At 38.9% G+C, this 24,801-nt stretch carries 23 protein-coding genes and 1 riboswitch; of the genes, 15 read left to right on the top strand and 8 right to left on the bottom strand.

Annotated elements, in window-relative coordinates:
* Positions 1-153 precede the first annotated feature (153 nt).
* The 6 genes from EV282_RS15380 (at position 154) to EV282_RS15355 (ending at position 4,966) form a co-directional block, all read left to right on the top strand.
* Positions 154-1,398: an MFS transporter gene (locus tag EV282_RS15380; RefSeq protein ID WP_130296638.1), complete on the top strand. Its 1,245-nt coding sequence runs from the start codon at positions 154-156 to the stop codon at positions 1,396-1,398.
* Positions 1,399-1,579: 181 nt separating this feature from the next.
* Positions 1,580-2,137, top strand: a complete 558-nt coding sequence (locus EV282_RS15375; RefSeq protein ID WP_165389488.1) for a DJ-1/PfpI family protein — start codon at positions 1,580-1,582, stop codon at positions 2,135-2,137.
* 220 nt (positions 2,138-2,357) lie between these two features.
* The gene (locus EV282_RS15370; RefSeq protein ID WP_130296636.1) at positions 2,358-3,002 is read left to right on the top strand and encodes an FMN-dependent NADH-azoreductase; all 645 of its coding nucleotides are present in this window, start codon (positions 2,358-2,360) and stop codon (positions 3,000-3,002) included.
* 95 nt (positions 3,003-3,097) lie between these two features.
* The gene (locus EV282_RS15365; RefSeq protein ID WP_130296635.1) at positions 3,098-3,709 is read left to right on the top strand and encodes a nitroreductase family protein; all 612 of its coding nucleotides are present in this window, start codon (positions 3,098-3,100) and stop codon (positions 3,707-3,709) included.
* A gap of 106 nt (positions 3,710-3,815) precedes the next feature.
* Positions 3,816-4,010, top strand: a complete 195-nt coding sequence (gene ytzI / locus EV282_RS15360; RefSeq protein ID WP_130296634.1) for a YtzI protein — start codon at positions 3,816-3,818, stop codon at positions 4,008-4,010.
* Between the two features lie 32 nt (positions 4,011-4,042).
* The gene (locus tag EV282_RS15355) at positions 4,043-4,966 is read left to right on the top strand and encodes a DNA-3-methyladenine glycosylase family protein (protein WP_165389487.1); all 924 of its coding nucleotides are present in this window, start codon (positions 4,043-4,045) and stop codon (positions 4,964-4,966) included.
* Between the two features lie 260 nt (positions 4,967-5,226).
* Here EV282_RS15355 and EV282_RS15350 read toward each other — a convergent pair whose 3' ends face one another.
* From EV282_RS15350 to EV282_RS15320, 7 genes are all read right to left on the bottom strand, one after another.
* Positions 5,227-6,162 carry an ATP-grasp domain-containing protein gene (locus EV282_RS15350; protein WP_130296632.1) on the bottom strand — a complete coding sequence of 312 codons (936 nt, stop codon included), beginning with the start codon at positions 6,160-6,162 and terminating at the stop codon, positions 5,227-5,229.
* Positions 6,163-6,258: 96 nt separating this feature from the next.
* Positions 6,259-7,470, bottom strand: coding sequence for a DUF4129 domain-containing protein (locus tag EV282_RS15345; RefSeq protein WP_130296631.1), 1,212 nt, complete (start codon positions 7,468-7,470; stop codon positions 6,259-6,261).
* Positions 7,464-8,678, bottom strand: a complete 1,215-nt coding sequence (locus tag EV282_RS15340) for a DUF58 domain-containing protein (protein WP_130296630.1) — start codon at positions 8,676-8,678, stop codon at positions 7,464-7,466. Before EV282_RS15340 ends, EV282_RS15345 begins: the two co-directional genes overlap by 7 nt.
* A gap of 2 nt (positions 8,679-8,680) precedes the next feature.
* Positions 8,681-9,631, bottom strand: coding sequence for an AAA family ATPase (locus EV282_RS15335; RefSeq protein WP_264191237.1), 951 nt, complete (start codon positions 9,629-9,631; stop codon positions 8,681-8,683).
* A gap of 366 nt (positions 9,632-9,997) precedes the next feature.
* On the bottom strand, positions 9,998-10,798 hold the full coding sequence (bacA, locus tag EV282_RS15330) for an undecaprenyl-diphosphate phosphatase (protein WP_130296628.1): 801 nt from the start codon (positions 10,796-10,798) through the stop codon (positions 9,998-10,000).
* Positions 10,799-10,948: 150 nt separating this feature from the next.
* Entirely contained in the window at positions 10,949-11,536 is a 588-nt protein-coding gene (locus EV282_RS20705) for a 3D domain-containing protein (RefSeq protein ID WP_130296627.1), read from the bottom strand.
* Between the two features lie 221 nt (positions 11,537-11,757).
* On the bottom strand, positions 11,758-11,916 hold the full coding sequence (locus tag EV282_RS15320) for an aspartyl-phosphate phosphatase Spo0E family protein (protein WP_130296626.1): 159 nt from the start codon (positions 11,914-11,916) through the stop codon (positions 11,758-11,760).
* Positions 11,917-12,128: 212 nt separating this feature from the next.
* On the opposite strand from EV282_RS15320, the gene EV282_RS15315 reads away from it, so the two are divergent.
* The gene (locus EV282_RS15315) at positions 12,129-13,706 is read left to right on the top strand and encodes a cation:proton antiporter (RefSeq protein WP_130296625.1); all 1,578 of its coding nucleotides are present in this window, start codon (positions 12,129-12,131) and stop codon (positions 13,704-13,706) included.
* A gap of 25 nt (positions 13,707-13,731) precedes the next feature.
* Here EV282_RS15315 and EV282_RS15310 read toward each other — a convergent pair whose 3' ends face one another.
* Complete coding sequence (locus EV282_RS15310) at positions 13,732-13,899, bottom strand: aspartyl-phosphate phosphatase Spo0E family protein (protein ID WP_130296624.1); 168 nt, start codon at positions 13,897-13,899, stop codon at positions 13,732-13,734.
* Between the two features lie 41 nt (positions 13,900-13,940).
* Positions 13,941-14,027, bottom strand: a riboswitch (cyclic di-GMP riboswitch).
* Between the two features lie 258 nt (positions 14,028-14,285).
* On the opposite strand from EV282_RS15310, the gene EV282_RS15305 reads away from it, so the two are divergent.
* The 8 genes from EV282_RS15305 (at position 14,286) to EV282_RS15270 (ending at position 24,703) form a co-directional block, all read left to right on the top strand.
* On the top strand, positions 14,286-15,596 hold the full coding sequence (locus tag EV282_RS15305; RefSeq protein ID WP_130296623.1) for a hypothetical protein: 1,311 nt from the start codon (positions 14,286-14,288) through the stop codon (positions 15,594-15,596).
* Positions 15,593-18,379 (top strand): DEAD/DEAH box helicase, encoded by a 2,787-nt coding sequence (locus EV282_RS15300; RefSeq protein ID WP_130296622.1) that lies wholly within the window; start codon positions 15,593-15,595, stop codon positions 18,377-18,379. The genes EV282_RS15305 and EV282_RS15300 overlap by 4 nt, the downstream gene beginning before the upstream one ends.
* 349 nt (positions 18,380-18,728) lie before the next feature.
* Positions 18,729-19,499: an SDR family NAD(P)-dependent oxidoreductase gene (locus EV282_RS15295; RefSeq protein WP_130296621.1), complete on the top strand. Its 771-nt coding sequence runs from the start codon at positions 18,729-18,731 to the stop codon at positions 19,497-19,499.
* 128 nt (positions 19,500-19,627) lie between these two features.
* Positions 19,628-19,906 (top strand): HU family DNA-binding protein, encoded by a 279-nt coding sequence (locus EV282_RS15290; protein ID WP_130296620.1) that lies wholly within the window; start codon positions 19,628-19,630, stop codon positions 19,904-19,906.
* Positions 19,907-20,184: 278 nt separating this feature from the next.
* Positions 20,185-22,020: a PAS domain-containing sensor histidine kinase gene (locus EV282_RS15285; protein WP_130296619.1), complete on the top strand. Its 1,836-nt coding sequence runs from the start codon at positions 20,185-20,187 to the stop codon at positions 22,018-22,020.
* 63 nt (positions 22,021-22,083) lie between these two features.
* Positions 22,084-22,332, top strand: coding sequence for a hypothetical protein (locus tag EV282_RS15280; protein WP_130296618.1), 249 nt, complete (start codon positions 22,084-22,086; stop codon positions 22,330-22,332).
* 74 nt (positions 22,333-22,406) lie between these two features.
* Positions 22,407-22,850 (top strand): helix-turn-helix transcriptional regulator, encoded by a 444-nt coding sequence (locus EV282_RS15275; protein WP_130296617.1) that lies wholly within the window; start codon positions 22,407-22,409, stop codon positions 22,848-22,850.
* A 107-nt stretch (positions 22,851-22,957) separates the two neighbouring features.
* Positions 22,958-24,703, top strand: coding sequence for a metallophosphoesterase family protein (locus EV282_RS15270; RefSeq protein WP_130296616.1), 1,746 nt, complete (start codon positions 22,958-22,960; stop codon positions 24,701-24,703).
* The last annotated feature ends 98 nt before the right edge of the window (positions 24,704-24,801 follow it).

The following is a 24,801-nucleotide window of genomic DNA, read 5'->3' as shown; positions in this document are numbered from 1 at the left end:
TTATCAAGAATTACGAGCGGTTATTGAGATTTACGAGCGGTTAATTAGATTTACTACCGGTTATTGAGATTTACGATCGGTTATTACAACATCCCCATTTTTCGTATGCTATTATTAAATAAGCTATTACCATAATAAGGATGGTGCCCATCAGTGATTAAAGCAAAACGTTCATTTCATTTTTTATGGAGCGGTCAAGCATTAGGGAATTTAGGGGATATTCTTTATATCATCTGTTTGATTACTCTTGTCTATAAAGAAACGGGATCTGTTCTGCATATGGCATTGATTCCTTTTGCGAAAACGATGTCCTTATTGGTGTCAGGGTTTATTGCTCCGCTATTCATAGAAAAGTATAGAAGATCTGCATTGCTGATTGTAACATTAGCCGCTAAGACTATCCTTTTGCTGTTACTATGTTTTCTAGCCAGCTATGGAATAGATACACCATTTACTTATAGCCTTTTATACATATTAATAATCATTATCTCAGTGCTTGAAGGAATCGGAAGTCCAGCACGCCGTTCTATGATTCCGGACTTGGTTAAAGAAGAAGAGCTTGTAAAAGCAAACAGTTTCATTAGTATTACAAATCAGACATCGATGCTGCTTTCTTGGCCGTTGGGAAGTATTCTACTAGTGGTCTGGGGAGAACAGAATATGCTATGGCTAACGTTTGGACTGTTTTTTATCTCTTCTGTTTTAACGGCCCAAATACAAATTAAAGAAAAAGAAGTGAACAAGGAACAAAATAGTAACTCTAAATGGAACACCATTCGTGAAGGCTGGCATCTTATTTTCCGATCAAAAAAGCTGAGAACACTTACTTTAATGGATGTATTAGAGAATTTTGGTCATGGGGTATGGATCGCAGCTATTTTATATGTGTATGTGGATACAGCTATTGGTAAAGGCGAAGAGTGGTGGGGATATATTAATGCTGCGTTTTTTGCAGGTATGATGGTTGCGGGTATTGTTGTCTACAGATTCTCGAAAAGAATGGAACCGCATTTAGGAGCGGTTATAATGATTTCGACCTTATGTTTGCTTGGTTTAAATGTATGGTTTGGGCTCACTTCATCTGCATGGGCAGCATTGTTGGTATCGTTTATTTTCGGATTTCCTCAGATGGCTCGGGATGTTTCGCAAAATACGCTCATTCAGCAAACGTATAGAGATAAACAGCTCGCTAAAGTATATGCGTCACATGGAACACTTGTATATGGTACATTCGGAATCGCGACTCTAGTTTTAGGCTGGTTTGCTGAGGAGTACGGGATTCGCCCGACTTACATGCTCGTCAGTGCTATGTTTTTACTTTCATTTTTCATTGCATTTACTAACCGAAAAGTATTGCATGCAAACAGACATTCAGATGTTCTTTATGAAGCGAATTGATGGTTTCCGGAGACTTTATACCATCATAAGTTGGGAAAACTGCTTGTTTTATACTAAAAAGAAAGCACATGTTCTCCTTCAATTTTCCCAATACAAAGCTAGCCCACTCCCTGTTAAAATAAGATTACACCCACTTTCAAACGAAAGACGGGGAAAATGGTAACAGGAACGGGTGAATGGTGTGAAAAAGAAAGTACTTGTCTATTTATATCCGCAATTTAGAGAAGTGGAGATCATGACAACTTTATCTATTATAGGTAAGAAATACGAAGTGCTCCCTTTTTCGCTTTTACCAGGTACAGTTACTAGTGAATGCGGATTAATGATGCAGCCAACGATCAAAATGAAAAATATAAGTCCTATGGATTATGAGATGCTGATTATCCCTGGAGGAAAACAAGCTTTTACTCAAGGTAATCCAAGACTTCTTCACCTTCTGCAAGTATTTGATCGCGAGGGAATCAAGATAGCAGCGATCGGTAACGGAGCTGCCATTTTAGGAAGGGCTGGCATCCTTAACGAAAGATCGTATACGGTTTCGTTACGTGAAGAAGAATTTGCAAAAACGTCAAACTGGCTGAATGGGACTTATGTATCTAAACAGATCGTAGAAGACAAAAACTTATTAACTGCTAAAAGTCATGCTTATATTGACTTTGGATTAACAATAGGGGACCGCCTGCAATGCTTTGACGGCCTCGAAGAATATAACTTTTTTAAAGGTACAAGCTCTTTTTAACTATGCTCCCCTTTTCGCTCTCTGGTTTAAAACTGGAGAGCGTTTTTTATTGGAATTTATTACTAACTAAGGTTTTGATAATAAATAAAAGTTCATCGCTTGACAAAAGTAAGTAAAGCTTTTAAGATATAAAAAGAATTAACTTACTAAAGGGAAGTTAACTTCTGAACGTTTACTTTAAATACAAATAAAGCATTTAACTCAAAGGAGAGAACTACTTATGAAAGTACTTTACATCAATTCAAATCCAAAACCATTAGATCAATCATTCGGACTTCGCTTAGGGCGTCATTTTTTAAATGAACTTTCTAATCAAAATGAAAAGGTTGAAATTGAAACAGTTAATCTTTATGAAGAAAATATTCCGTTAATCGATGCAGATGTTTTAGACGCTTGGGGTAAGTTAGCTGCTGGTCTTGAGCTATCTCCATCACAAGTAGAAAAAACGGCTCGAATGAGTGAGATTTTAGAGCAATTCCTTTCAGCTGATATGTACGTTTTCAACACCCCTATGTGGAACTTGAGCTATCCGCCAATGCTTAAGGCATATATCGATAACGTTGTAATGGCTGGAAAGACATTTAAATACACAGAAAACGGCCCGCAAGGACTCCTTGGTGAAAAGACGGCTGTACACATTCAATCTCGAGGCGGAGTATATTCTGAAGGACCTGCTCAAAGCTTTGAATTTACAAATGGCTACCTTCAAGGGGTAATGGCATTTATCGGAATCACAGATTACCATCATGTATACACAGAAGGAATGGCAGCAGCACCAGATCGTGCTGAAGATATTCTTGATGCGGCTAGAGAGACTGCATCAGAATTAGCAAAAGAATTAGCATCTGCTAAAAGAAACGCATAAATTTTACACTGATAACGAACCGTTCTAAGAGGAATTATATAAAAAGGTGTCTGAAATTTAGACACCTTTTATTGTTTTAAGGGAGTGGAGAAAGAATGAACGAAACATTTAAAGTTATGGAAGAAAGAGCATCCGTTAGACTTTATCAAAAGGATAAAGAGATCCCTAACGAGACTATTCATAAAATTTTAGAGATGGCAGGGAAAGCTCCATCTGCATGGAATCTTCAGCACTGGCGCTTTATTGTTGTAACTTCTCAAGAACAGAAAGAAAAATTGTTTCCGATTGCCTACAATCAGAAGCATGTTCTTGATGCATCGGCAGTTGTAATCGTCCTAGGCGACACGGAAGCGGATAAAGTGGCTTCAGAAGTATTTGAAAAAGCACCTGAAGAAGCGCGAAACATCTTGCTTAAGAATATTAAAAGCGCCTATTCCCAAGGCCGTCCATTAGGGGAGAGAGAAGCTCTTAAGAACGCTTCACTTGGAGCGATGCAGCTTATGCTCGCGGCAAAAGCGCTAGGCATTGATTCATGTCCGATGACAGGGTTTGATCACGAAGCCATCTTGCCTGCACTGGGTATTCCTGAACGATTCATTCCTGTAATGATGATCACCTTAGGTTACGCAGACGGACCAGCGAAACCTACAGAACGATTTGATGTTAACCGTTTAATCATGCATGAAAAATACGAAGAAAAACTTTAAAACCTACAAGCAGTCTATAGTCATCTCCATGGCTTAGGCTGCTTTTTTTTTAGCAGAATATGCTATCATACAAGTATTAAGTCAATTATTTGAAAAAGGAGCACTCATGAGCACGCTAACGATTTCAATACTTATTTCACTCGTGATCATCGTGTTTGTAATCATTATATTTGCAGCTGCGATAACAAAAGGTTATTCATACAAACATACGGTAGACAAACTCGAAGATAACCCTTATTTAAAAGATAGTAATGAAAAAACGGGATCGGATCAAAGAGAACAAGAAGATACAAACAAATAGCCTAGAAAGTCTTAGAGGAGATGGAGAGAAGTATGAATTTTACGATTTCACCTAAGCCGCCATTTGATTTTCAAAAAATGATGAAGCGTTTAACAGTCACGGGAAAGACGCATGTGTTAAAACTCTCTGAGGATTTTACGCAGTATGAAAAAATTGTACATATCGAAAATGTATCTTGCTATTTAAAAATCAAATCAGAAGGTTCTCTTGAGAAACCGCTTCTTTCTTGTCAGGTCATACCGATAGACGGAAAAGTTTCAGAATCAAATGCAAAGATGAAAATTCAACAGCTGTTCTCTACAGAATTAGACCTTTCACCACTATATGAACATTTTTCTGGGCACCATGAATTAGGTTCAGTGCTTAACCGTTTTAAGGGCTTGAAGCTTTTAACCGAAACCGATCTTTTTGAAGCGATAATTAAAATTATAATCGGCCAGCAGGTAAACTTAACGTTTGCAGGTACATTAACAGAACGGCTGATCAAACTTGCAGGGAAAGAGATAGAAGTAGAAGGGAATGTCTTTCAAATCTTTCCTTCTCCTGAAAGTACGGCGAAATTAACTTATGACGATATGCGCGAGCTTCAGTTCAGCCAGCGGAAAGCAGAATATATTATAGACCTTGCACGAATGATAACTGATGGCAAACTGGATTTAGAAGCTTTGTGGAATAAATCGGATGAGGAAATTTTTAAGATCCTGCTTCCAATCAGAGGGATAGGGAAGTGGACGATCGAGTGTCTGTTGATCTTCGGAATGGGGAGACCAGACATTCTTCCTGCAGCAGACATCGGTTTAAGGAATGCTGTTCGTAACGTCTGGAATCTTGAAAATCAGCCGTCTGAAGATGAAGTGAGACAGTTAGCTGAAGATTGGAAACCATGGAGAACCTACATAACCTATTATTTATGGGAAAGCTTGAATCAAACGCCAGAGGTTGTTGATCATACATAAAAGCTGTTTTCGTATACTTTGCAGTCTTTGAAAGAGGTTAATTTCCGCTTCAGGACTCCCTTTCCGCAGAGTGTGCGGTTAGCGCATTCGCCGCTGTGCGTCAATGGGAATGGTCTCACCTGTCCCACTCATCCTGCTGGAGTCTCGTCCTTACGCTTCAATTAACTATTCACTGAAGATTTTATTAAAAACATCCAATCAGAAATATTCTATGTAAAAAAGGTGAGGAGCTCTTGAAGCTCTTCACCTTCGTTTTGTATTTATTGATTTAATTCTTTTCCTAAAAACTTTGCGATGGCTTTCATGCCAAATATGCCGGCTTTCTCTTCAGCTTCACGGTTGTAATTCGTGTTCGTATTTACATCATACGCATACACGTTTCCGGATTTATCGGTAATGATTTCAATACCGGCGAATGTGATGCCGTTGGCTTTTAAGAATGCTTCAATGTTTGATTGGTAAGGAAGAGTAAAGTCTTCTAGAATCTTGAACTTTGGTTCGGGTTCTTCAGGCTGTTCGGTGATTGGACAAAATTGATCTCCAATCTGACAAGCATCTGCTGGACAAAGTTCAAACCCTTCTGATGTGTCCACTTTTACCGCATATAGAAATTTCCCGCCTATAAATTCGCAGCGGACGATATACGGTTCAGGTGCCTCAATGTAATCCTGAAGAAGCGTTATCCCATCTATGGACTCATCAAAAGTTTCACTGTTCACATAAGTTTCGAGAGCGGCTTTGGTTTGAAATAATTGTACGCCAAGCCCTTTTCCCGCTCTGTTATGCTTTGTAATAAAAGGACCATCGAAATGTGCTGCGGCCGTTGAAAGTTCTTCTTTTCCATAAGCTGCAATCGTACGAGGTACAGGAATATCAAAGGCTTTCAAAGCACTGTATTGATTTACTTTACTGATCTCAAGCTGTAATGCTCGGCTGTTATTGAATACTTTTCTGCCGTAGCTTTCAAGCCAGGCCAATACAACAGAAGTATACTCAGGGGCATAACGGTGGCCTCGAGTATGAGAAGAAGCACTCATCCGATTATAAAAAACGCCTTCGGGAGGAGCTTTTGTTAAATCAATATGCCCTTTTGACATGTGCCAGTCTTCATAAGGTAAACCTAATTCTTCAAAGCGCTGAAATAATGGCGCAGTCCATTCACTATTTTCGTGGATAACATATATTTTTGGAACCATTGTAATCCTCCTTAACACTTAATTCCGAGTGTTTCTATACACCTAGTCTAATATACGAGGTTTAGAATGAAAAGAAAACACACAAAAAAAGAAGCCTTATTTTGACTTCTTTTTCTGAAGATGATCAGATTGTTCGAATTTTTTTATTGCTTTTGCGTAAAGACTGAACTCATCATTTGTTATTTCTTCTTCGCCATAACGCACCTTTTCATAAGCTTGTAATACGGATTCGGCATCATCTCCAGATAGTTTTAGGCGTTCAAACCATAATGGAGCTGACTCTCCAGGTAAACGTCCATACCCTCGTTTATCCATCGTTTTTTCGAAGTGAAGAAACTTTTTTCTTGTTCGGTCTTTTGATTGCAGCCATCTTTTCTTACCAAAAGCAGAGCCTCTTAAATCTGAGCTGGTTAATGATGAAACATTACCCGATAAAGCTGCATCAGGTCTAAGATTAAACAATAACTTTTTTCTCCAAATATAAACAGCGACAATAAGTACCAGTATGGCGGCGACTGTCCACCAGAGAAGTGAGTAATCATTTGCGAGCTCTTGTGGCTTTAGTTCGAGAATCTCTTCATTTTTTCCAACTTCTAACTTGCCTGCTTCATCATCTTTTTTAAACAGTTTTATTAAATAAGCAATCGGAACAGCCAGCAAAGTGAATATCTTCCAGAGCGGGACCGCAACGATATAATACATCAAGAACAGAACGCCATCTAAAACCCAGTAGATAAATTGTTTAAGAGGTCCTAACAAGGCAAAAACAACACCGCTTAAAGCAACAAGAAAAAGCGGAACAGAAAAGTCTCTCCATACTTTCTCACCATCTGCATTCTTAAAATAGTGAACGGTCATCTTAATGGCAAGCATGAGCATGAATTGAAGCCAGACTGCTCCATACATGACTGTGAATCCATCCTTGAAAAAGAAAGAAAGTAAGAGTGCAAAAACCGCACTAATTGAAAGAATGATTTCTAAGTCAGTTTTAAATGGGTCCTGCCAATTTTCTAAGCTTCTCCAAGCAATGACTACTGCAAGTATCGAAGAAAAAAGGATAGAGGAGGTTAAAAACCAAAATGACATTGCAGAAATTAAAACTGTACATACCAATGTCAATTTAAATAGGCTGGTTTTGTAAATATATAAAGCCCCACTTACAGCAATAATAGGCAACAGTGCTGTTATGTAAAAGGCTAGATCCAACCATGAGCCACCTTGTTGAAGAAGAACATAAAATAAAAAGAGAAGCATGGCATCAAAGGTTAAGTTCATTCCATATAAAATCAACTTCTGGCTGTTTAACATGGAACGACCTCCTTAGAAGAGTAAGGCATCAAGTATGCTTCCGCCCCCGCTTGGTTGACCAAAAAGATCTTACCGCCCGACTTAATCCATTTATTCGTAAGGAATTGTGTATTTGTATCGTTTGGAACAGCCCCAAGAAGAATAATAAAAGGAGCAGTCCCAGCAAAGTTACGATCCATTTTTGTCCACATGATGGTCGGCTTTACAATAACATTTGAACGATCGATACGAGCGAGTCCTTCTAATACTTTACTTAGATGCTGCGGTCCACTTCCCGTTGTTACATGATACATTCCTAATGGACCAGGTACTTTAAAGTTGATGTAAACTTCGAATGGAATGTTCTTCTCGGCAGCAAATTGGCACATATAAGCCAGATAGCTTATTTCGCTTTCCATTTGCTCAGAAGATTTCATATCTTTATGATCCGGCAAGATGGTATATACAAATGTCCAATGATAGACTACCGTTTTTTCGAAAACCTTGGTTTGAAGAGTTCCTGTTCTAGCTGTCGCTTTCCAGTGCAGTTTGTGAAAAGAATCGCCATACGCATAATCACGGTTTCCGGCAGGGAGCGAGACATTCTCAAACAATGCAAACGGACGAACTGCTTCACCGCTTCCTTGATGAAAGAGATGTTCAATCTTGTGAACAGGTAGAGGTCTAGGATAAACAATAATCTCAGCAGGAAACAGTTCCTGATATGTTAGAGCCTGACCACTCGTTTGAAGCGGATCCTGGATTTGCAGAGTAAGGTTTGCGATTCTTGTAGTACCTCTTTTTCTAGCTGTAAAGGGAACCGTTTGGGTAAATGCCGTTTTTTTGTAAATGGCAAATGGCCTTTTCAGCTCTATTCTTCCTTTTAAACTCTCCACGTCATCTTTGTTCGTATCAGAAATAACATCTCGATGAGTTAAAAAGAGCTCTCCTCTAAATGATGGCCATCTTCCCGTATGAAGCAGTTTGATATGAAATTCATCTGAATCACCCGGAAACAGACGATAAATCTGCTTGTTTAAATCCAGTTTTAAATCTTGAACAGAGGATCTAAATTGCAATAACGTTGCACCATACAAAAATATAATGACCAAACCTAAAACAAAAAGAAAGGATATATTTCGGTAAAATCCGATTAAAAGGATTAACGGACTGAATAAAACAAGCGCTTTAAAAATAGGCTTGATCCAGATCTGATTACTCCACTGCATGATTATCTTCCTGCCTCAGATTCAACAGGGACATCAATGGATTCAAGGATATCTTTTAATACCTGTTCTTTGGTTTTTCTCATAGTTCCTTCCATTGATAAGACTAAGCGATGAGAAAGAACATGTGGAGCGACAAGCTGAACATCATCTGGTGTAACGAAAGTTCTTCCATTTACATAAGCGGCACCTTGAGCAGCTTTCATGAAAGCAAGTGTTCCACGTGGAGAAACACCGTTTTCGATAAACTCGTGCTGGCGTGTAGCATGAACAATCGATAACAAGTAATTCTCAATTTCATCACTTACAAAGATCTGCTGTACTTCTTCTTGCATTTTTATAATGTCTTCTAAAGTAAACACAGGCTCGAGCAGCTCTTGCGGATTTTGTGCACGATACATATGGAGCATATCTTTTTCTTGATCAAAGTCAGGATAACCGGATGGCAGTTTCATAAAGAAGCGGTCAAGCTGTGCTTCAGGCAGTGGGAACGTACCATGTGACTCAATTGGATTTTGTGTTGCAATTACAAGGAAAGGTGCAGGGAGCTTTAGCGTTTCGCCGTCAATAGTTACTTGGCGTTCTTCCATAACTTCTAACAAACTTGATTGAGCACGGGGAGTAGCACGGTTAATCTCATCAGCCAATAAGATGTTCGTCATGACAGGTCCAGGGCGCATTTCAAATTCTTGATGTTTTGGATGAAAGAATTGAATCCCTGTAATATCTGCAGGGAGTATATCTGGGGTGAATTGTATACGTTTAAACTCTCCGTCAATTAAACGTGCAAGACTTTTAGCAAGCACAGTTTTTCCGGTGCCTGGTACATCCTCTAATAAAAGGTGTCCCTTATTCACTAAAGCGATCATTGTAAGTTCGACCAGTTTATCTTTCCCTGTCAATACTCCAGCAATAGCGTTTTTAACAAGGTTTACTTGATTTACGATAGTCATCATTATCTTCCTCTCAAAGTTAGATAAATTAACCATACCATTATTACAATATTTAGAAAATAACAATTGTAATATTTTTGAAATTATTGTAATGAAAAATAAAGATTTTTGCACAAGCTTAGAAGCTCTAGTAAGTGGTTGATTTCCGCTCCAGGTGTTCGCTTTCCGCGGGGCGGGCGGTGAGCCTCCTGCCGCTTTGCGCCTTCAGGAGTCTCACCTGTCCCACTCGTCCCGCAGGAGTCTCCCACCTTGCGCTACAATCAACTGCATAGGAAGAAAAAAGAAAAAATCCAAAAAGCAACAATCTTATAGAAATAGATAAAAAATAAAAAAGCTTACCGCATAAAGAAAGCGGTAAGCTTGAAAATTTTAAAGATAGAAGAAAACTGCCAATATTGCAGCTATTATAAAACGATAATAGGCAAAAGGGGTTAATTTTACTTTTGCGATCAGTTTTACAAAGAAAAGAATGGCAACGGCTGCTACTAAAAATGCTGTAACAAAACCAGTTAAGAAGAATGGCAGATCGGCTGCACTTAGAATGTCTCGGCTTTTATATAGATCGAGACCGGATGCTGCGATCATGATCGGCACTGCTTGGATAAAAGAGAAATCTGCAGCTGTACGGTGATTGAGTCCTGAGATCAATCCGCCCGAAATGGTTGCTCCAGAACGTGAAAAACCTGGCCATAATGACAAACATTGAAACAATCCAATTTTCAAAGCTTGTTTATAAGTCATGTCATCAAGGTCTGATGCATTTACACCTTTCTTGTTCTGTACTTTTTCTGCAAAAATCATTAAGAATCCGCCAATTACGAGCCCGATAATGACTGTATTTGGTGAAAATAGATGTGCTTTAATAAAATCATGAACTAAAAGTCCAATTACTACTGCTGGCATGATTGCGATAAAAATATGTCCGAGATTCAGAGAGTTTTCTTTTTTCGCCATCTTGCCGACACCGAGCAGACTCCAGAGGCGATTCCAGTAGAGAACCACAACAGCAAGAATGGAACCAAGCTGAATCACGATCTCAAATGTTTTAGCTTTGTCACCTGTAAAATCAAGCATGTGTCCTGCAACGATTAAATGTCCTGTCGATGAAACAGGGAGAAACTCTGTTAATCCTTCAATAATACCCATTACGATTGCAATCCAAAGAAACATACATTCACCTTCGCTTATGTTAAATTCAAATATTTAAATTCATGAAATCTATTATAGGTTAGAAGATGAGCATTGTCATATTCTTTTTCTAGCTGATTTTTCAAGAATTTGTAGAAATGAAAAAAGATGGGGGAGAGAACCCCATCTTCATTAGTTAATAATTGTAATATTTACGTTCTTTCTGCCCCAGTTAATAGCATCTGAGTAGTTCTGCATATATATATCAATCTCGTTTCCATTGATGCCTCCGCCTGTATCAGCAGCTACTGCATAACCATAACCAGGTACGTATACAACTGAACCCATTGGTATTACATCTGGATCAACTGCGATTACCTTAGCATAAGGAATCTCTTTAAGGTTTGTACCGCTTGATGTCGTTCCGCTGCAGCCTTCGCAATTTGCTGTGTAAGCTGTTGCAGCTACAGTCATACCTTTTCTTTGAATATTGTTTTGAATACTATTAAAAGTTTGTGGTCCTGCAATACCATCTACTAATAATCCTTTAGCTTTTTGGTATTTAATGACTGCGTCTTTAGTGACTGGGCCATAATATCCTGTTGTTACAGCGAAATCGAAGTATCCCATCGCTTTTAATTTCCCTTGAAGTTCATATACATCATTATCCCATGTGCCAGGTCGAAGAGTGTGATCACCCATTGCTGCAAATCCGCTAACGGGAGCAGAAACGAGCAATCCGAATGCCATAGCCCCTGTAATTACCCATTTTTTTATCATAATAACTCCTCCTAATATGTATAATTGGTTAAATACGCCTCGGTTGCCAATTATACTAATCGAATATGACAAAAGGATTAGGAGAAGGTAACAAAGAGATTACAATATTATATTCATATAATAATAGGTAATTTAGGAATTAATTGGATGATAGGTAGATGAAACTAAAATGATAGAGGTTTCTGTGGTTCTCGACAAATTTCCCAGGAAATAGACAAAGATTACTGATTGTCATTCCTATCGTCATTCCATTCATCAAGACGGTTTAATAGCTGATCGAGCTCTTGACTGCATATAACTGTTTCCTTCGCTGTAAGTCCATACGTTTTTCCAAGACAAAGCAGGACTTCGCGTTTCTCTTCAATTAATTGTAGCAGCATGTATTATTCACAACTTTCATGAAAGATTTTGTCTCAATTAATATGCAATATTTTTACGAAAAGAAAAAGGGTTTCGTGTAAAGAAGTGGTAATGTTACAAGATTCAACAAATTTCTAATAGATAATGTCGATTTATGTGAATATCATGTTGACTAAGTTTGGAAGAGGTAGGGAATTATATAACTAGAGAAATAGTTTGAGAGGAGAACAATATGCATCATTCATTAAATATTGCATTTATTTTATTGGCTGTAGCAGTTGGCGTAACGGCTTTGGCAAAGAAAATAAAAAAACCTTATCCAATTGCACTTGTGGTAGTGGGAGCCATTATCGGACTAGTACCTCTACCGGCCTTGGACCCGTTAAAAGGATTTGTTGAAGAGGGCTATACATTTCAATTTATTATCATTTCGCTATTGCTCCCGACTTTACTTGGAGAGGCAAGTTTAAAACTTCCTTTCAGCCATTTGAGAGAAAATACACAGGCGATAAGTGCATTAGCAGTTGGGGGAACTTTTCTTACCTTTCTGATTATCGGTGCTGGATCTTATTACATATTAGATTTGAGTCTGCAAACTGCTTTTGTATTTGCTGCTTTAATGAGTGCGACAGACCCTGTATCTGTATTAAGCATTTTTAAAACGCTTGGAGTAAACCGTAAACTTTCAACTGTCATTGAAGGAGAGAGTTTGTTTAATGATGGATTAGCAGTGGTGCTTTTTATGATTGCCTCAATCTACCTGCCTTCTTATATTGAAATGGGTGCAGGAGGGATAGTGGCTGCTGTTCTGATGCTTTTCAAGGTTGCGATCGGTGGAGCTATTGTAGGTGGAGGATTAGGATATGTTTTTTCAAAGTTCACGAGCTGGTACGATGATTACCCTTTAGAGATTTTGTTTTCTATCCTTTTATTCTATGGCAGCTTCCTGGTTGCAGAGTCTATCCACGTTTCGGGGGTAATTGCTGTAGTAGTTGCAGGTCTGGTCTTTGGAAATTATGGAGCAAAAATAGGAATGAGCCCAACTACTAAAATAAACATTCATTCTTTTTGGGATGTTTTGGCATTGTTTGCAAATTCACTAGTGTTCCTTCTTGTAGGGTTGGAAATTGCCTATATCGATATCAATGATAAATGGGGATTGATAGCAGCAAGCATTCTTATAGTCCTAGCTGCAAGAACGATTGCAGTTTACGCATCCATGCTTCCTATTAAAGGTATACCTTTAAAATGGAAACATGTACTGAATTGGGGAGGACTGAAAGGATCTTTGTCTATCGCGCTTGCGCTTAGTTTACCTGGGGATTTTCCTGGCAGGGAAGATATTATTATTTTGGCATTCTCTGTTGTGTTCTTTTCGTTGCTTGTCCAAGGAATGACAATCTCTTCCCTTATAAACAAATTGAAAATTAAAGGACCGAATAAAGAAAAAACAGAATACGAAGAGGTGATGAGCGCTGTTCATAGGTATGATCATGCCATTGGAAGACTTCAACAGCTAAGAAAAGAGGCAGTTATTTCTACAATAGTTTTTGAAAGAATGAAAGCATTGTATGATCACAAGCAAGAGGAGGCAAAAAAAACACTGGATGTCATGTATGAGGAGCATCCGGAGTGGAGGAAGAACCAAGAACATATTGCTTCTATTGAAGCTTTGTATGCCGAACACGAGGCAATTGAACGATTGTTAAGAAAAGATATGATTTCAAGCCAGCTGGCAGAGGAAGAAATTGAACGAATCATTGATCTTATTGAACAGAAGAAGAATAAATATTACGAAGAAGAACATTAAAAAAATGGCCAGAAGATGGCCATTTTTATATGTTTTCTTGTCTTGAAAGAGTGAATTGATTGAGAAGCTGATCAAGCTGCTGACTGACCTTTACTAATTTGGGATGGGCCAGTTCATGGTTCAGCTGAAGTGAAGTACGATACAGCTCTTCTCTTAAGAGGCTGATTCGATCTTGAATTGTTTTTTCCTTCATATGTATATCTCCCTTGCAATTATTACCGACGTAGGAGTTCATTCGGCAACTGGCTGGCATATCCGTTTAAAGACTTAGCCCCTGTAGCTTTGCGTCCTTCTCTTTCGAAAAGTTTGCCCTTTCGTCGATTGATTTTATAAGTATAGCATAACGACAGCAACTTTTTACAAATAATTACAAAATAATACAACCGTTAAGTTTTTGGTTAATGAAAAATATTCCTGTTACTCATGATATCGGACGAGACAGCACTAAGTTTAAGAGCAACAAAGTTGTTTTTTTGGTCAACTTAAGTAATTTCCTTTAAAATAGAAATGATATGCAATGAATGAGGAAACGTCTAATTTGCTATAATTGGTAATAAAACCTGAAGGAGGGGAGACGGAATGAAGCAACCAGAGGAACACGATGAAAAAAATCGTGCACAATATGATTCCCCTGAGAAGAAAGTCCAAAATACACATTCGGTTCAATTGTGGCGTGAGTATTTTTCAGAACGATTCGAGACGTTCGAAAAACGGAAAATGCAAACCGTCTCCTTTCGTGATCTTGCTGATGGAAAAGATACGAGCTACACATTTGTACATATCTATCGTGATTATTATCCGGCACTTCTAAATGCTGGACAATTTTTTGATGAGGATATTGCGTTGCTCTATAGATATCATGTGCAAATTGAAACGCTGATCCGCTTATTTTCATTTGAAGCACAATATGGGATAGCAGCTTATATGCAGGCCAACTTTGATGCGACCGTTGAAAAATTATCTGATCAGATCTATGTGGCATTAAAAGAAATGAATAGTGAAAAGCTTCTTAATGAAAATAAAAAACTCGTTGAAGAGAGTCTCCGAAACTTTCAAAGTCTTTATGAGATTCCTCCTAAATGGGGTTATTTATTATTTTATCTTTTTCAGGTCAGCTGGTCTCTTCTTTATTCTGAGAGAACGTGGATCGAAAAATATGAAAGTCAGCTGCTTGAAGAAAAGGAATCTGGCAAAGTATCTCAAATGCTGGAGCTTGCTTTAGTGCATTTTGCTTTTGCACGCCAGCAGGATGATCTTGCTTTTGAACGTTTGGGTCAGAACGATAAGAAAGTCGAAATGGTTCATTACCTTGTCTGGATGAAACTTTTGGTTGATAAACAGGAATGGGAGCGTCTGTTGGCTTGGCTTCTTTATTTGAAGCCCAATTTCCTAGAGGGTGTCAGTTCCTATTATTATCATTCAGACGCTCGTGAATTTTTTCACGAATATCTCAATTATTTCTGGAAATATGCACAGCATACTGGTGACGAAGAAAAGTATGAAGAGATGCTTATTGAGTTTTTGCCGATCACTTTCTATGAATACGGAGAGTATTTAATGGTGATCGGTGAACATGAGCGATGGGTGGAGCTTCAAGTGATCATGGGCTACTCACCAGAGCTCATTCAGCGAAAGGATTTAAAAGAAGTCCTTGCTTTTGAGAAGGAAACAGTTTTGCCGATCTATCATCAAACGATTGACAGGCTGATTAACGAACGGACGAGAAAATCTTATCAATCAGCCATAAAACATTTAAAAACGCTCCGTACCATTTATTTTGATATAGGTGAGGAAGAACGATTTTCTCAATATATTAATCAAATCGCAACGATTTATGGACGGTTAAGAGCGTTTCAGGAAGAGTTAAGGAAAGGAAAGTTTATTTCATGATCGATACAAGCAATCTTTTACTTCACGCAAAATGGCTTCATGGAAATATGGTTTTATGGGCCACTAAAGATAAGAAAAGAGTGCATGTGAACGATTGGAAACCTCTTTTATTTACGTGGCATCAGCCATCTTTTTATGGAACGCTGCTCGATATAGATGACGATCAAAATATATATTTGAATGCAGGAGAAGCTTTTGTACTGTTCAATCGCTATCCGGAATTTTTCCTTTCAGAAAATACGTGGGAAAAAGAGGCTTGGCAAGTGGTAAAAGAAGCAAACCACTATGATAAGTTATTGAAATCTGATTTTGTGTCTCCTGACTTTGAGGCATGGAAATCAGGTGATTGGTCATGGAAAGCTGAAGGGAAACGTATCGAGTCTCCTTGGATCAATGAGGCTCTTTCAACTTTGCCGAATGCCGGCTATACAGCGATGCCATCATCATTTAACAAAGAAATGGTCAGAGGTAATTCAAAACAGATAATCTCTGCACTCGGACATTTGGATGAAGAAGAATGGCTGATCAAAATCGGCTGGAGAGAAGATCCGAAGCCTTTTAAACTCGTATTTGAATTATCCGAACCTGCTGAGGAAGAAGAAAAGGATATATGGAGTTTGAATGCCTATCTTCAGGAAAAAGAAGAAGGGATTCGAGTTCCATACAAAGGAAAAAGTACACTTCTACCTGACGAATGGAAGCCATATCAATCGATGCTGGAAAGTGATATGGAACTGGTCTCAAAGCTGATTTCATGGCTTAAGGTTGGCAGCCGTAAAGAAATTAGAGAAGAGATTACGGAAAAAGAAGCATGGGATTTCCTGACTTTGAAAAGCGAACTTCTTCGCCAGATCGGAATCGTAAGTATTCTGCCGGAATGGTGGCAGACGGTTCAGGAACTGCAGCCGAAAGTTAAAGCAAAGATCAAGACCAAACCGCAAACCGGCGGTGGAGCACCGTCCTTTTTAGGGTTGAACGCGATCATGCAGTTTGACTGGAGACTTTCTACCGGAGACGAAGAACTGTCGGAGGAAGAGTTCCGTAAGCTGGTCGATGGCAGCAGAAGGCTGGTTCGCAGGAACGGTCAATGGTACAGAGTAGATCCTGAATGGATGAAACAAGTCAGGCATCTCATCAAAAACGTGGACCGTACGGGCATTCAGTTAAAGGATGTATTAGAACAGCACCTTTTAAATATGGAAACAAACCCTGCAGATGATGAACTCGATGGTATTGAGTTTGAAGGACCAATGCTTGATATGGAATGGGATGAGCCCCTCAATCTATGGATGGATCAGCTTTCTGAAATCAAAACGATACCTGTTGAACCAAAAGCTGAAAATCTGCAAGGAACACTTAGAGATTATCAAAAGACAGGAAGCTCCTGGATGTATTTTCTTCGAAAGTTTGGGCTTGGCGGATGTCTTGCAGATGACATGGGTCTTGGTAAAACTGTCCAGACGATCGATTATTTTTTAAAGGTAAAGGAAAAAGGAGAGCAGGAAGGCACCTTTTTATTGGTGTGTCCAACATCTGTTATCGGGAACTGGCAAAAGGAACTTGAGCATTTTTCTCCTTCTTTAACAGTTGGTTTGCACTACGGCTCTAACCGGAAAAAGGGAGAAGATTTCGAGAGGTGGTATAAGAATTACGACGTTGTGATTACTTCATATACAACTTGTCAGCTTGATTTTACCGAAATGGGTGGAACTTATTGGGAGGCAATCGTCCTCGATGAAGCTCAAAATATTAAGAACAGCTACACAAAACAGTCCAGAAGTATTCGCAAACTGAACGGCCGACACAAGATTGCGTTAACGGGAACACCTGTTGAGAATCGTCTGCTTGAACTATGGGCGATATTCGATTTTCTTAATCCTGGTTATTTGGGAAGTGAGCCTTCTTTTCAGAAGAAGTTTGTACTGCCGGTCGAAAAAGAAAACGATAATGTTAGGCTGCAGCAGTTAAAAAGTTTAGTACAGCCTTTCCTGCTCCGACGTACGAAGATGGATCCTGCTGTTCAGCTGAACCTGCCTGAGAAACAAGAAATCAAAGAATACTGTCCTTTATCAAAAGAACAGGCTTCTTTATATGAGAGACTCGTTCAGGATACCTTTGAACAGCTTGAAAAAGTAACGGGCATTCAGCGCCGCGGTCTCTTGCTCGCTATGCTGGGCAAACTGAAACAGATCTGTGATCATCCTGCCCTTTATACGAAGAATGACAAATTAACGAAGCTAGAAGATCAATCTGCTAAATTTTCGAAGACGATTGAACTCCTAGACGCGATTTTAGAAAAAGATGAAAAATGCTTGATCTTTACTCAGTTTATCTTTATGGGTGAACTGATCAAGAAGTACGCTGAGAAGAAGTTTGGGAAACCTGTCTTGTTCTTACATGGAAGCTTATCCAAGCAAAAACGTGATGAGATGATAGACAGTTTCCAAAATGGGGATAACGCGATTTTCATCTTATCGTTAAAAGCAGGGGGTACAGGTTTAAATCTGACAGAAGCCAATCATGTTATCCACTATGACAGATGGTGGAATCCTGCAGTTGAAAACCAGGCAACTGACCGTGCTCACCGAATCGGGCAAAAGAAGTTTGTTACGGTGCATAAGATGATCACACTCGGCACACTCGAAGAAAAGATCGATATGATGCTCGAAAGTAAAAAAGAACTGTCAGAGAAAGTGATCCAGAGCGAAAACTGGATTACGGAATTATCAACGGATGAACTGAAGGACTTATTTACACTGCGCAAAGAGTGGGTAGAGACTTGATAGGAAGATGAAGACATGCTGATTTACGGCATGTCTTTTTTTGGTGGGTTTGGCTGGCCCAGATACAGGTATCTCAAATTATCATTCAATTTCTTTAAATTATTAATCGAATTCTTCAAATTATTACCGATAAGTTTCAAATTAAGAGCCAATTAAGGCAAATTAAGTCCACTACAGGTGAAATTAATTGCTAAAGTTCTAAATTGCACACAAAAACCACTGTGATTTGAACTTCTTCCAAACAAATAAAAAGTTTTTGAGTCTCATTTTTGATAAACTATCATCAACTACACAATAATAGCGGATTATTATCATAGTAGAACTCTCAAATGAGCAGGAGGCAGCAAACATGTACTTACCGTCATTCTCTTTAAAAGGAAAAACGGCGCTCGTTACAGGGGCTGGCAGAGGAATCGGACGAGCGATCGCAATCGGGTATGCAGAGGCAGGCGCTGATGTAGTGATCGTGTCAAGAACGCAATCAGATCTAGAAGAAACCGCTGAACATATCCAGCAAGCGGGCAGAAAAGCATATACATTTGAAGCGGATGTGACTAACAAAAGTGATATCGAAACGATCTTTGAAAAGCTGGATGCCGACAACGTAAGAATCGATATTCTCGTCAACAATGCTGGGATGAATATTCGATCAAAAGCCCTTGAGGTTTCAGATGATGAATGGGATACGATCATGAACACGAATCTTCGTTCAGCTTTTTGGTTTTCACAAAAAGCAGGGGAAAGAATGAAGGAGAACGGAGGAGGAAAGATCATCACGATTTCTTCCGTTGCAGGTCATGTGGCGCTGCGTACAGGTGTAGTCTATGCATCTACGAAAGCGGCTATTATTCAGATGACGAAAAATCTTGCGCTTGAGTGGGGACAGTACGGCATTAATGTAAACAGTATCGGTCCGTGGTACTTCAAAACACCTCTGACAGAAAAGCTTCTCGCAGACAGAGATTATTTGAATGATATTTTATCTGTTACACCGCAAAAACGAGTAGGAGAACTGCCAGAACTTGTGGGGCCGGCTGTGTTCTTGGCGAGTGATGCTGCGAGTTATGTGAACGGACAGACATTGTTTGTTGATGGCGGAATGACAATTCAAGGTTTTTAAACAACGAATTACTAAACTATATAAATATTTTTCGGAATTTTGTATCTTCCTGTATGAAATCTTCATTATCCGTTAATAATGGAGCTACACAAGCAATAATTTTTAATGTTTGAAGGGAGATATCTATAATGAAAAAAATGGATTTAGTAGATGCAGTACGCAATGCAACAAGTATGAACAAAAAGGAATCAGCACTTGCTGTTGATGCAGTATTAAACGCGATTACAGATGCTTTGAAAAACGGTGAGAGCGTACAGCTGATCGGTTTCGGAACATTTGAAACACGCAACCGAAATGCGAGAAAAGGACGCAACCCGCTGACTGGTGAAGAAATCATGATCCAGGCAAGCAATGTTCCTGCATTCAAGCCAGGAAAATCACTGAAAGAAGCGGTAAGAGCCGTTTAATTGTTTGTAAATACAAAAAGACGCTTTCAATTTTGAAAGCGTCTTTTTTTATCAATATTTTTCGACATGGAGCAGAACATCGATGTAGGAAGTTGAAGAATAACGTACAAGTTCTGCAATGATAGGAAATAAAAACTTGTCGGTGTTAAATCTTCTTTGTCAGATTTAGACGAAAAAAAGAGTAATTTGACGTGCGAATTATCAAAAAATTTAAAGGAAACCAGCCCCTTTTATTTAATAATAAACAGTACGAAGTTTTAGTAAAAGGGTGGATAAAAATGAATATGACAAGCCAGGACGACCTTCTTGCAGTTGCTACTTTTAAAGAGATGATCGATGTCCTGCCTGAATTTGTATGTATTAAATATCCTGATGGAACTTGGGCAGAAGCAAACCGGTTCGCGTTAAATATTTATGGAATATACGATAATGATTATAAAGGAAAAAGTCTGGAGGAAATGGATAACAGACTTTCAAGTGAAGTTGTTGAAAGATGCAATCTATCAGATCAGAAAGCTTGGGAAACGAAGAAACCTACTAAAACAGCTGAAAAGATAAAAATGAATAACGGCAGAGTGGTCATGCTCGAACTGATTAAACAGCCAACTTTTACAAAAGACGGAGAACCACAAATGCTTGTCGTTACTGGAAGGGATATTACTCCGCATAAACAGAAGGAAGAAGAATTAAGTGTTGCTTTAGACCTTCTCGAATCCGTACTTAAAGGTACTACAGATGCGATTCTTATTTTAAATACTAGACAGGAAGTAATAAAAGTAAATGATGCGTTTGAACAAATGTTTGGCTGGGAAGAGGAGGACTTTTCGGAAGAGAATGATACCATTCCCGTTATTACACCCGCTCATTTGCAAGATGAATCTATAGAGATTATCAACCTATTAAAGCAGGGCCAGTCTGTTCCTCTACATGAAACGCAGCGAATTCATAAAGACGGAACAGTATTTGACGTGTCTGCTTCCTTCTCTAATATTTGTGATATGGAAGGGAAAATAATGGGGTTTGTTATCGTTTACCGAGATATTACTTCACAGAAAAAAGTAGAGCGGGCTCTACGCGAAAGTGAGGCGAAATATCGTTTGATCGCAGAACATTCAACGGATTTAATCACTGTTATAGAACCTTCAGGATTGATTCAATATGTATCTCCTTCACACTTTACGGTTTTAGGTTATGAGGAGGGAGAAATTAAGGGGGCTATTCTGGATCTCGTACATCCTGATGATATGGAAGGGCTGTCTGACCAGTTTATGAAGGCACTCGTTAAGAAGATTCCTTTTCAGACTGAATTCAGGCTGCGTCATAAGAACGGTGACTGGATTCTTTTAGAAGCAAGAGGAGTTCCGGTCATGACGAAAGAAGGTCATGTGGAAAGTCTGGTTACATTCGCAAGAGATGTCACAAAAGCTAAGCAGACAGAAGAACTGATGCTTAAATCAGAAAAGCTATCTGTATTGGGCGAATTGGCTGCAGGTGTTGCCCATGAGATCCGAAACCCGCTTACTTCATTAAAAGGGTTTACCAAGCTGTTATCAGATGCTGACGATGTAATCCGCATGGAGTATTTACGTATTATGGAATCTGAACTTAACCGAATTAATGATATTGTCGGAGAGTTGATGCTCGTAGCTAAACCACAGGCAGTAAGTTTTGAACATACAAACATAAGAGATTTGATCTTTAGTGTTGTCAGACTGTTAGAAACACAGGCAATCATGAGGAACATTCAGATCTGGGTGAATATTGCTGATGACATTCCTCCCGTTTATGGAGTCGAAAACCAGTTGAAGCAGCTGTTCATCAACCTTTTGAAGAATGCCATTGAGAGTATGGATTCTGATGGGGAGATTCACATAAAGATCGGCACAAAAGACGAAAGAGTTACAATTGAGCTGAATGACCAAGGCTGCGGTATCCCTGCAGACAGACTAAAGACATTAGGTGAACCTTTTTATACGACAAAAGAAAAGGGGACAGGATTAGGCCTAATGGTGTGTTTTAAAATCATTGACGAACACGGTGGTGCCATTCATTTTTCTTCTGTTGAAGGTCAGGGAACTCGTGTTGAGATTGAACTGCCTACAGCTCCGGTTTAAATAAATTAAAGGTTTATTCCATAGAAAAGCCGACCACACTGTTATTAGAGGAGTGTGAAGGTTGTGGGAAAATACCGTATCTTTTTTGTATACCGGATTAAAGATCTGAATTACCTACATGTTCATGGGATGAACATGGAAAATAAGAAGTTGTTTACCGTTCTCGTTTCATCGCCAAACGACCGGATCGACTTGGATAATCATCATGAACAGCTCCCAGAAGAACTTCTTTCTGTCCTTAAGGATGAGAGCGGCCGCATTAATGCAGGGCTTTATGATCTAGCCCAATGGGAACCGTATACGTATAGCTAGACTCCTTTCCAATTTTGTTGAAAGGAGTTTTTTTGTGTAAAATGTTCCTAAAAGAATAAAAAGGAGAACTTCAGATGACACAGGATGAAATTGTCGATCTGTTGACAGGCAAGATTAAACTTGTTCGAACAGAGCTCGGATACACACAAGATAAAATGGCGGACATACTAGGAATCTCTAAGAAAACATTGGTTCAGATTGAAAAAGAAAGAATTAAAGCTAGCTGGACAGTGATAGTAGCTTTATGTGCTCTTTTTCGAAACTCAGAAATTTTGTATAACTCGCTTGGAGGTGACCCGCTGGACGTGATGGAAGTTGTTGTTCATGAATACGTGGCATCTCCGAAAGAAAAGACTTGGGGCGGACATGTATGGTGGAAGGAAGTGCGATCACAAAAGGGGTGCAGATTGCAGCAGAATATAATCAGTAAACATTATCGTATTCTTGATGATAACAACCATAGAATCTTCAGCTCATTTGATGGAAAAGAAGCTCGTGAGCGTTTGAAGGAGATATGAATTAATATTTCGTTAATAAAACGTTTAAACGGTTGTCACATTATATTTACTTTGTGCTGTTACTTTTAATAGGAAAGTTGCTTCATATATTGAAAGGAGTGCAGCACATGGGATGGAAAACAAAGCTAACCGCTTTCGCAATAGCATCTGCGTTATCAATTCCTGCAGGACATGCCAACGCTTTAACAAGTGTTGATAAAAAAGACGGCGGAATAGGGAATACAACGAACTATTTAGATGAGATACCAAATATTTCACTCGATCCAAAAGTTGAAAATATTATTTACCCTCTAATGGCTACACCAGCTATTAAGAAAAATGGATCAGAACTTACCGTAAAAGTAGATGCTAAAGGAAAAGAGCCTGCAGGCTGGGACATTTCTCTTAATCCTACCGAAGCTGCACAGGTTGAAGGGAAATATACCCTTCCTGTTAAGAGTGTTCAAAAAGGATCTTCCTATTGGAAAGACAGCTCTTCTATTTATGAAGTTACCGTAACGATTCCTGAAGGTATACCTGAGGAACTTTTTGATCTGGAAGTTTCTTATACAGGTGACGGTACACGAATTACAGATGACGAACCGAATTCAGTAAAAGTGGTTAAAGAGTATAAGAAAGACTTTAAATTTATGCATTTAACGGATATACATGTTGGATCTCCAAGAAATATTGCAGACCCTGCTAATGTAACAGAAGCAGGAATGTGGGATCCCGATAAATCAAAAAGATGGCTTTATCTTCAAAAAACGATCAAGCAGGTAAACCTGTTAAAGCCTGATTTCGTTGTGATGACAGGGGATTTAATGTATGGTCAGATGAATCCTCAAGAATATATTTATGAATATGAGGAAACGTACCGTATGCTGAAGCAATTTAATGTTCCAGTGTACATCGTTCCAGGAAATCATGATTATTACGCACAAGATGCAACATTAGCTGATGGTGCAAAATATTGGGAACAATACTTCGGACCACAATATTTCTCATTTGATTACGGTCCGTATGCACATATGATAGGCTATAATTCGTTTGACTGGCATAAGTTTGACCGTCAGGGACATGGAACGGTATCTGTTCCGACTTGGGGCGGTCAAATCCGGGATCAGCAGATGGAGTGGATAAAAAAAGACTTAGCTGAGAACAAGGCAACAGCTCAAGAAAGTCAGACTTCTGGATTGTTCTCCCATCATAATCCAATCTGGCGTGACCGAGACATCTGGCCATCGACTGATCCGAATGTACAGGAGTACTGGAAAGAGTATGATGCTAAACATGACCCGCAAGATTTAAGTACACTTTTAAAAGGTGAAAAGCTTGGTATAGAATATGACCAGCAATGGCATGGTGAAGGGTCACATGAATTGATTGATGTCATGAAACAGAATGATGTTGATATTTCACTTCATGGTCATACACATATCGATAACATCACAGAGCAGGATGGTATTCTATATTCAACGACTGCATCGATCGAATTATCTGCAAAGCCATGGGTAGGTTATCGTCTGTTTGAAAAAGATGCAGCAGCAGATACCTTTAATACGTATATATTTGAAGGTCCGGATAAATCAATGCCTGTTTATCAAGACGGAAACACATCAGCCGGAGTTGTTTCATTCGAAAATACCTTTAAACTGCCGAATGATGGATCACAAGTTACACAAACAGCAACTTTGACAAATCGCTTAAATAAACCTGTAACAGTTAACATCCCGTTCTATATGAAACAAGGGACTTATACGTCATCAGCAGGTGAGATAATTGAAACTCAAGTTTATGGCACAAAGCAGTTTGTAGAAGTACAGATCACCGTGCCTGCTAATAGCGTGAAGAATATCGAACTAGCTCGATAAAAATGAAATTTTAGGCCGCCTCGGTTAATTCCTGGGCGGTTTTTCCATTTTTAGATTAAAAACTAAAATAAAATCATTCTTTAACCGATAAGAAGTAT

The organism is Fictibacillus sp. BK138 (genome assembly GCF_004216955.1).
Taxonomy (GTDB): Bacteria; Bacillota; Bacilli; order Bacillales; family Fictibacillaceae; genus Fictibacillus.
This window is presented reverse-complemented; position numbering and strand designations above follow the sequence as displayed.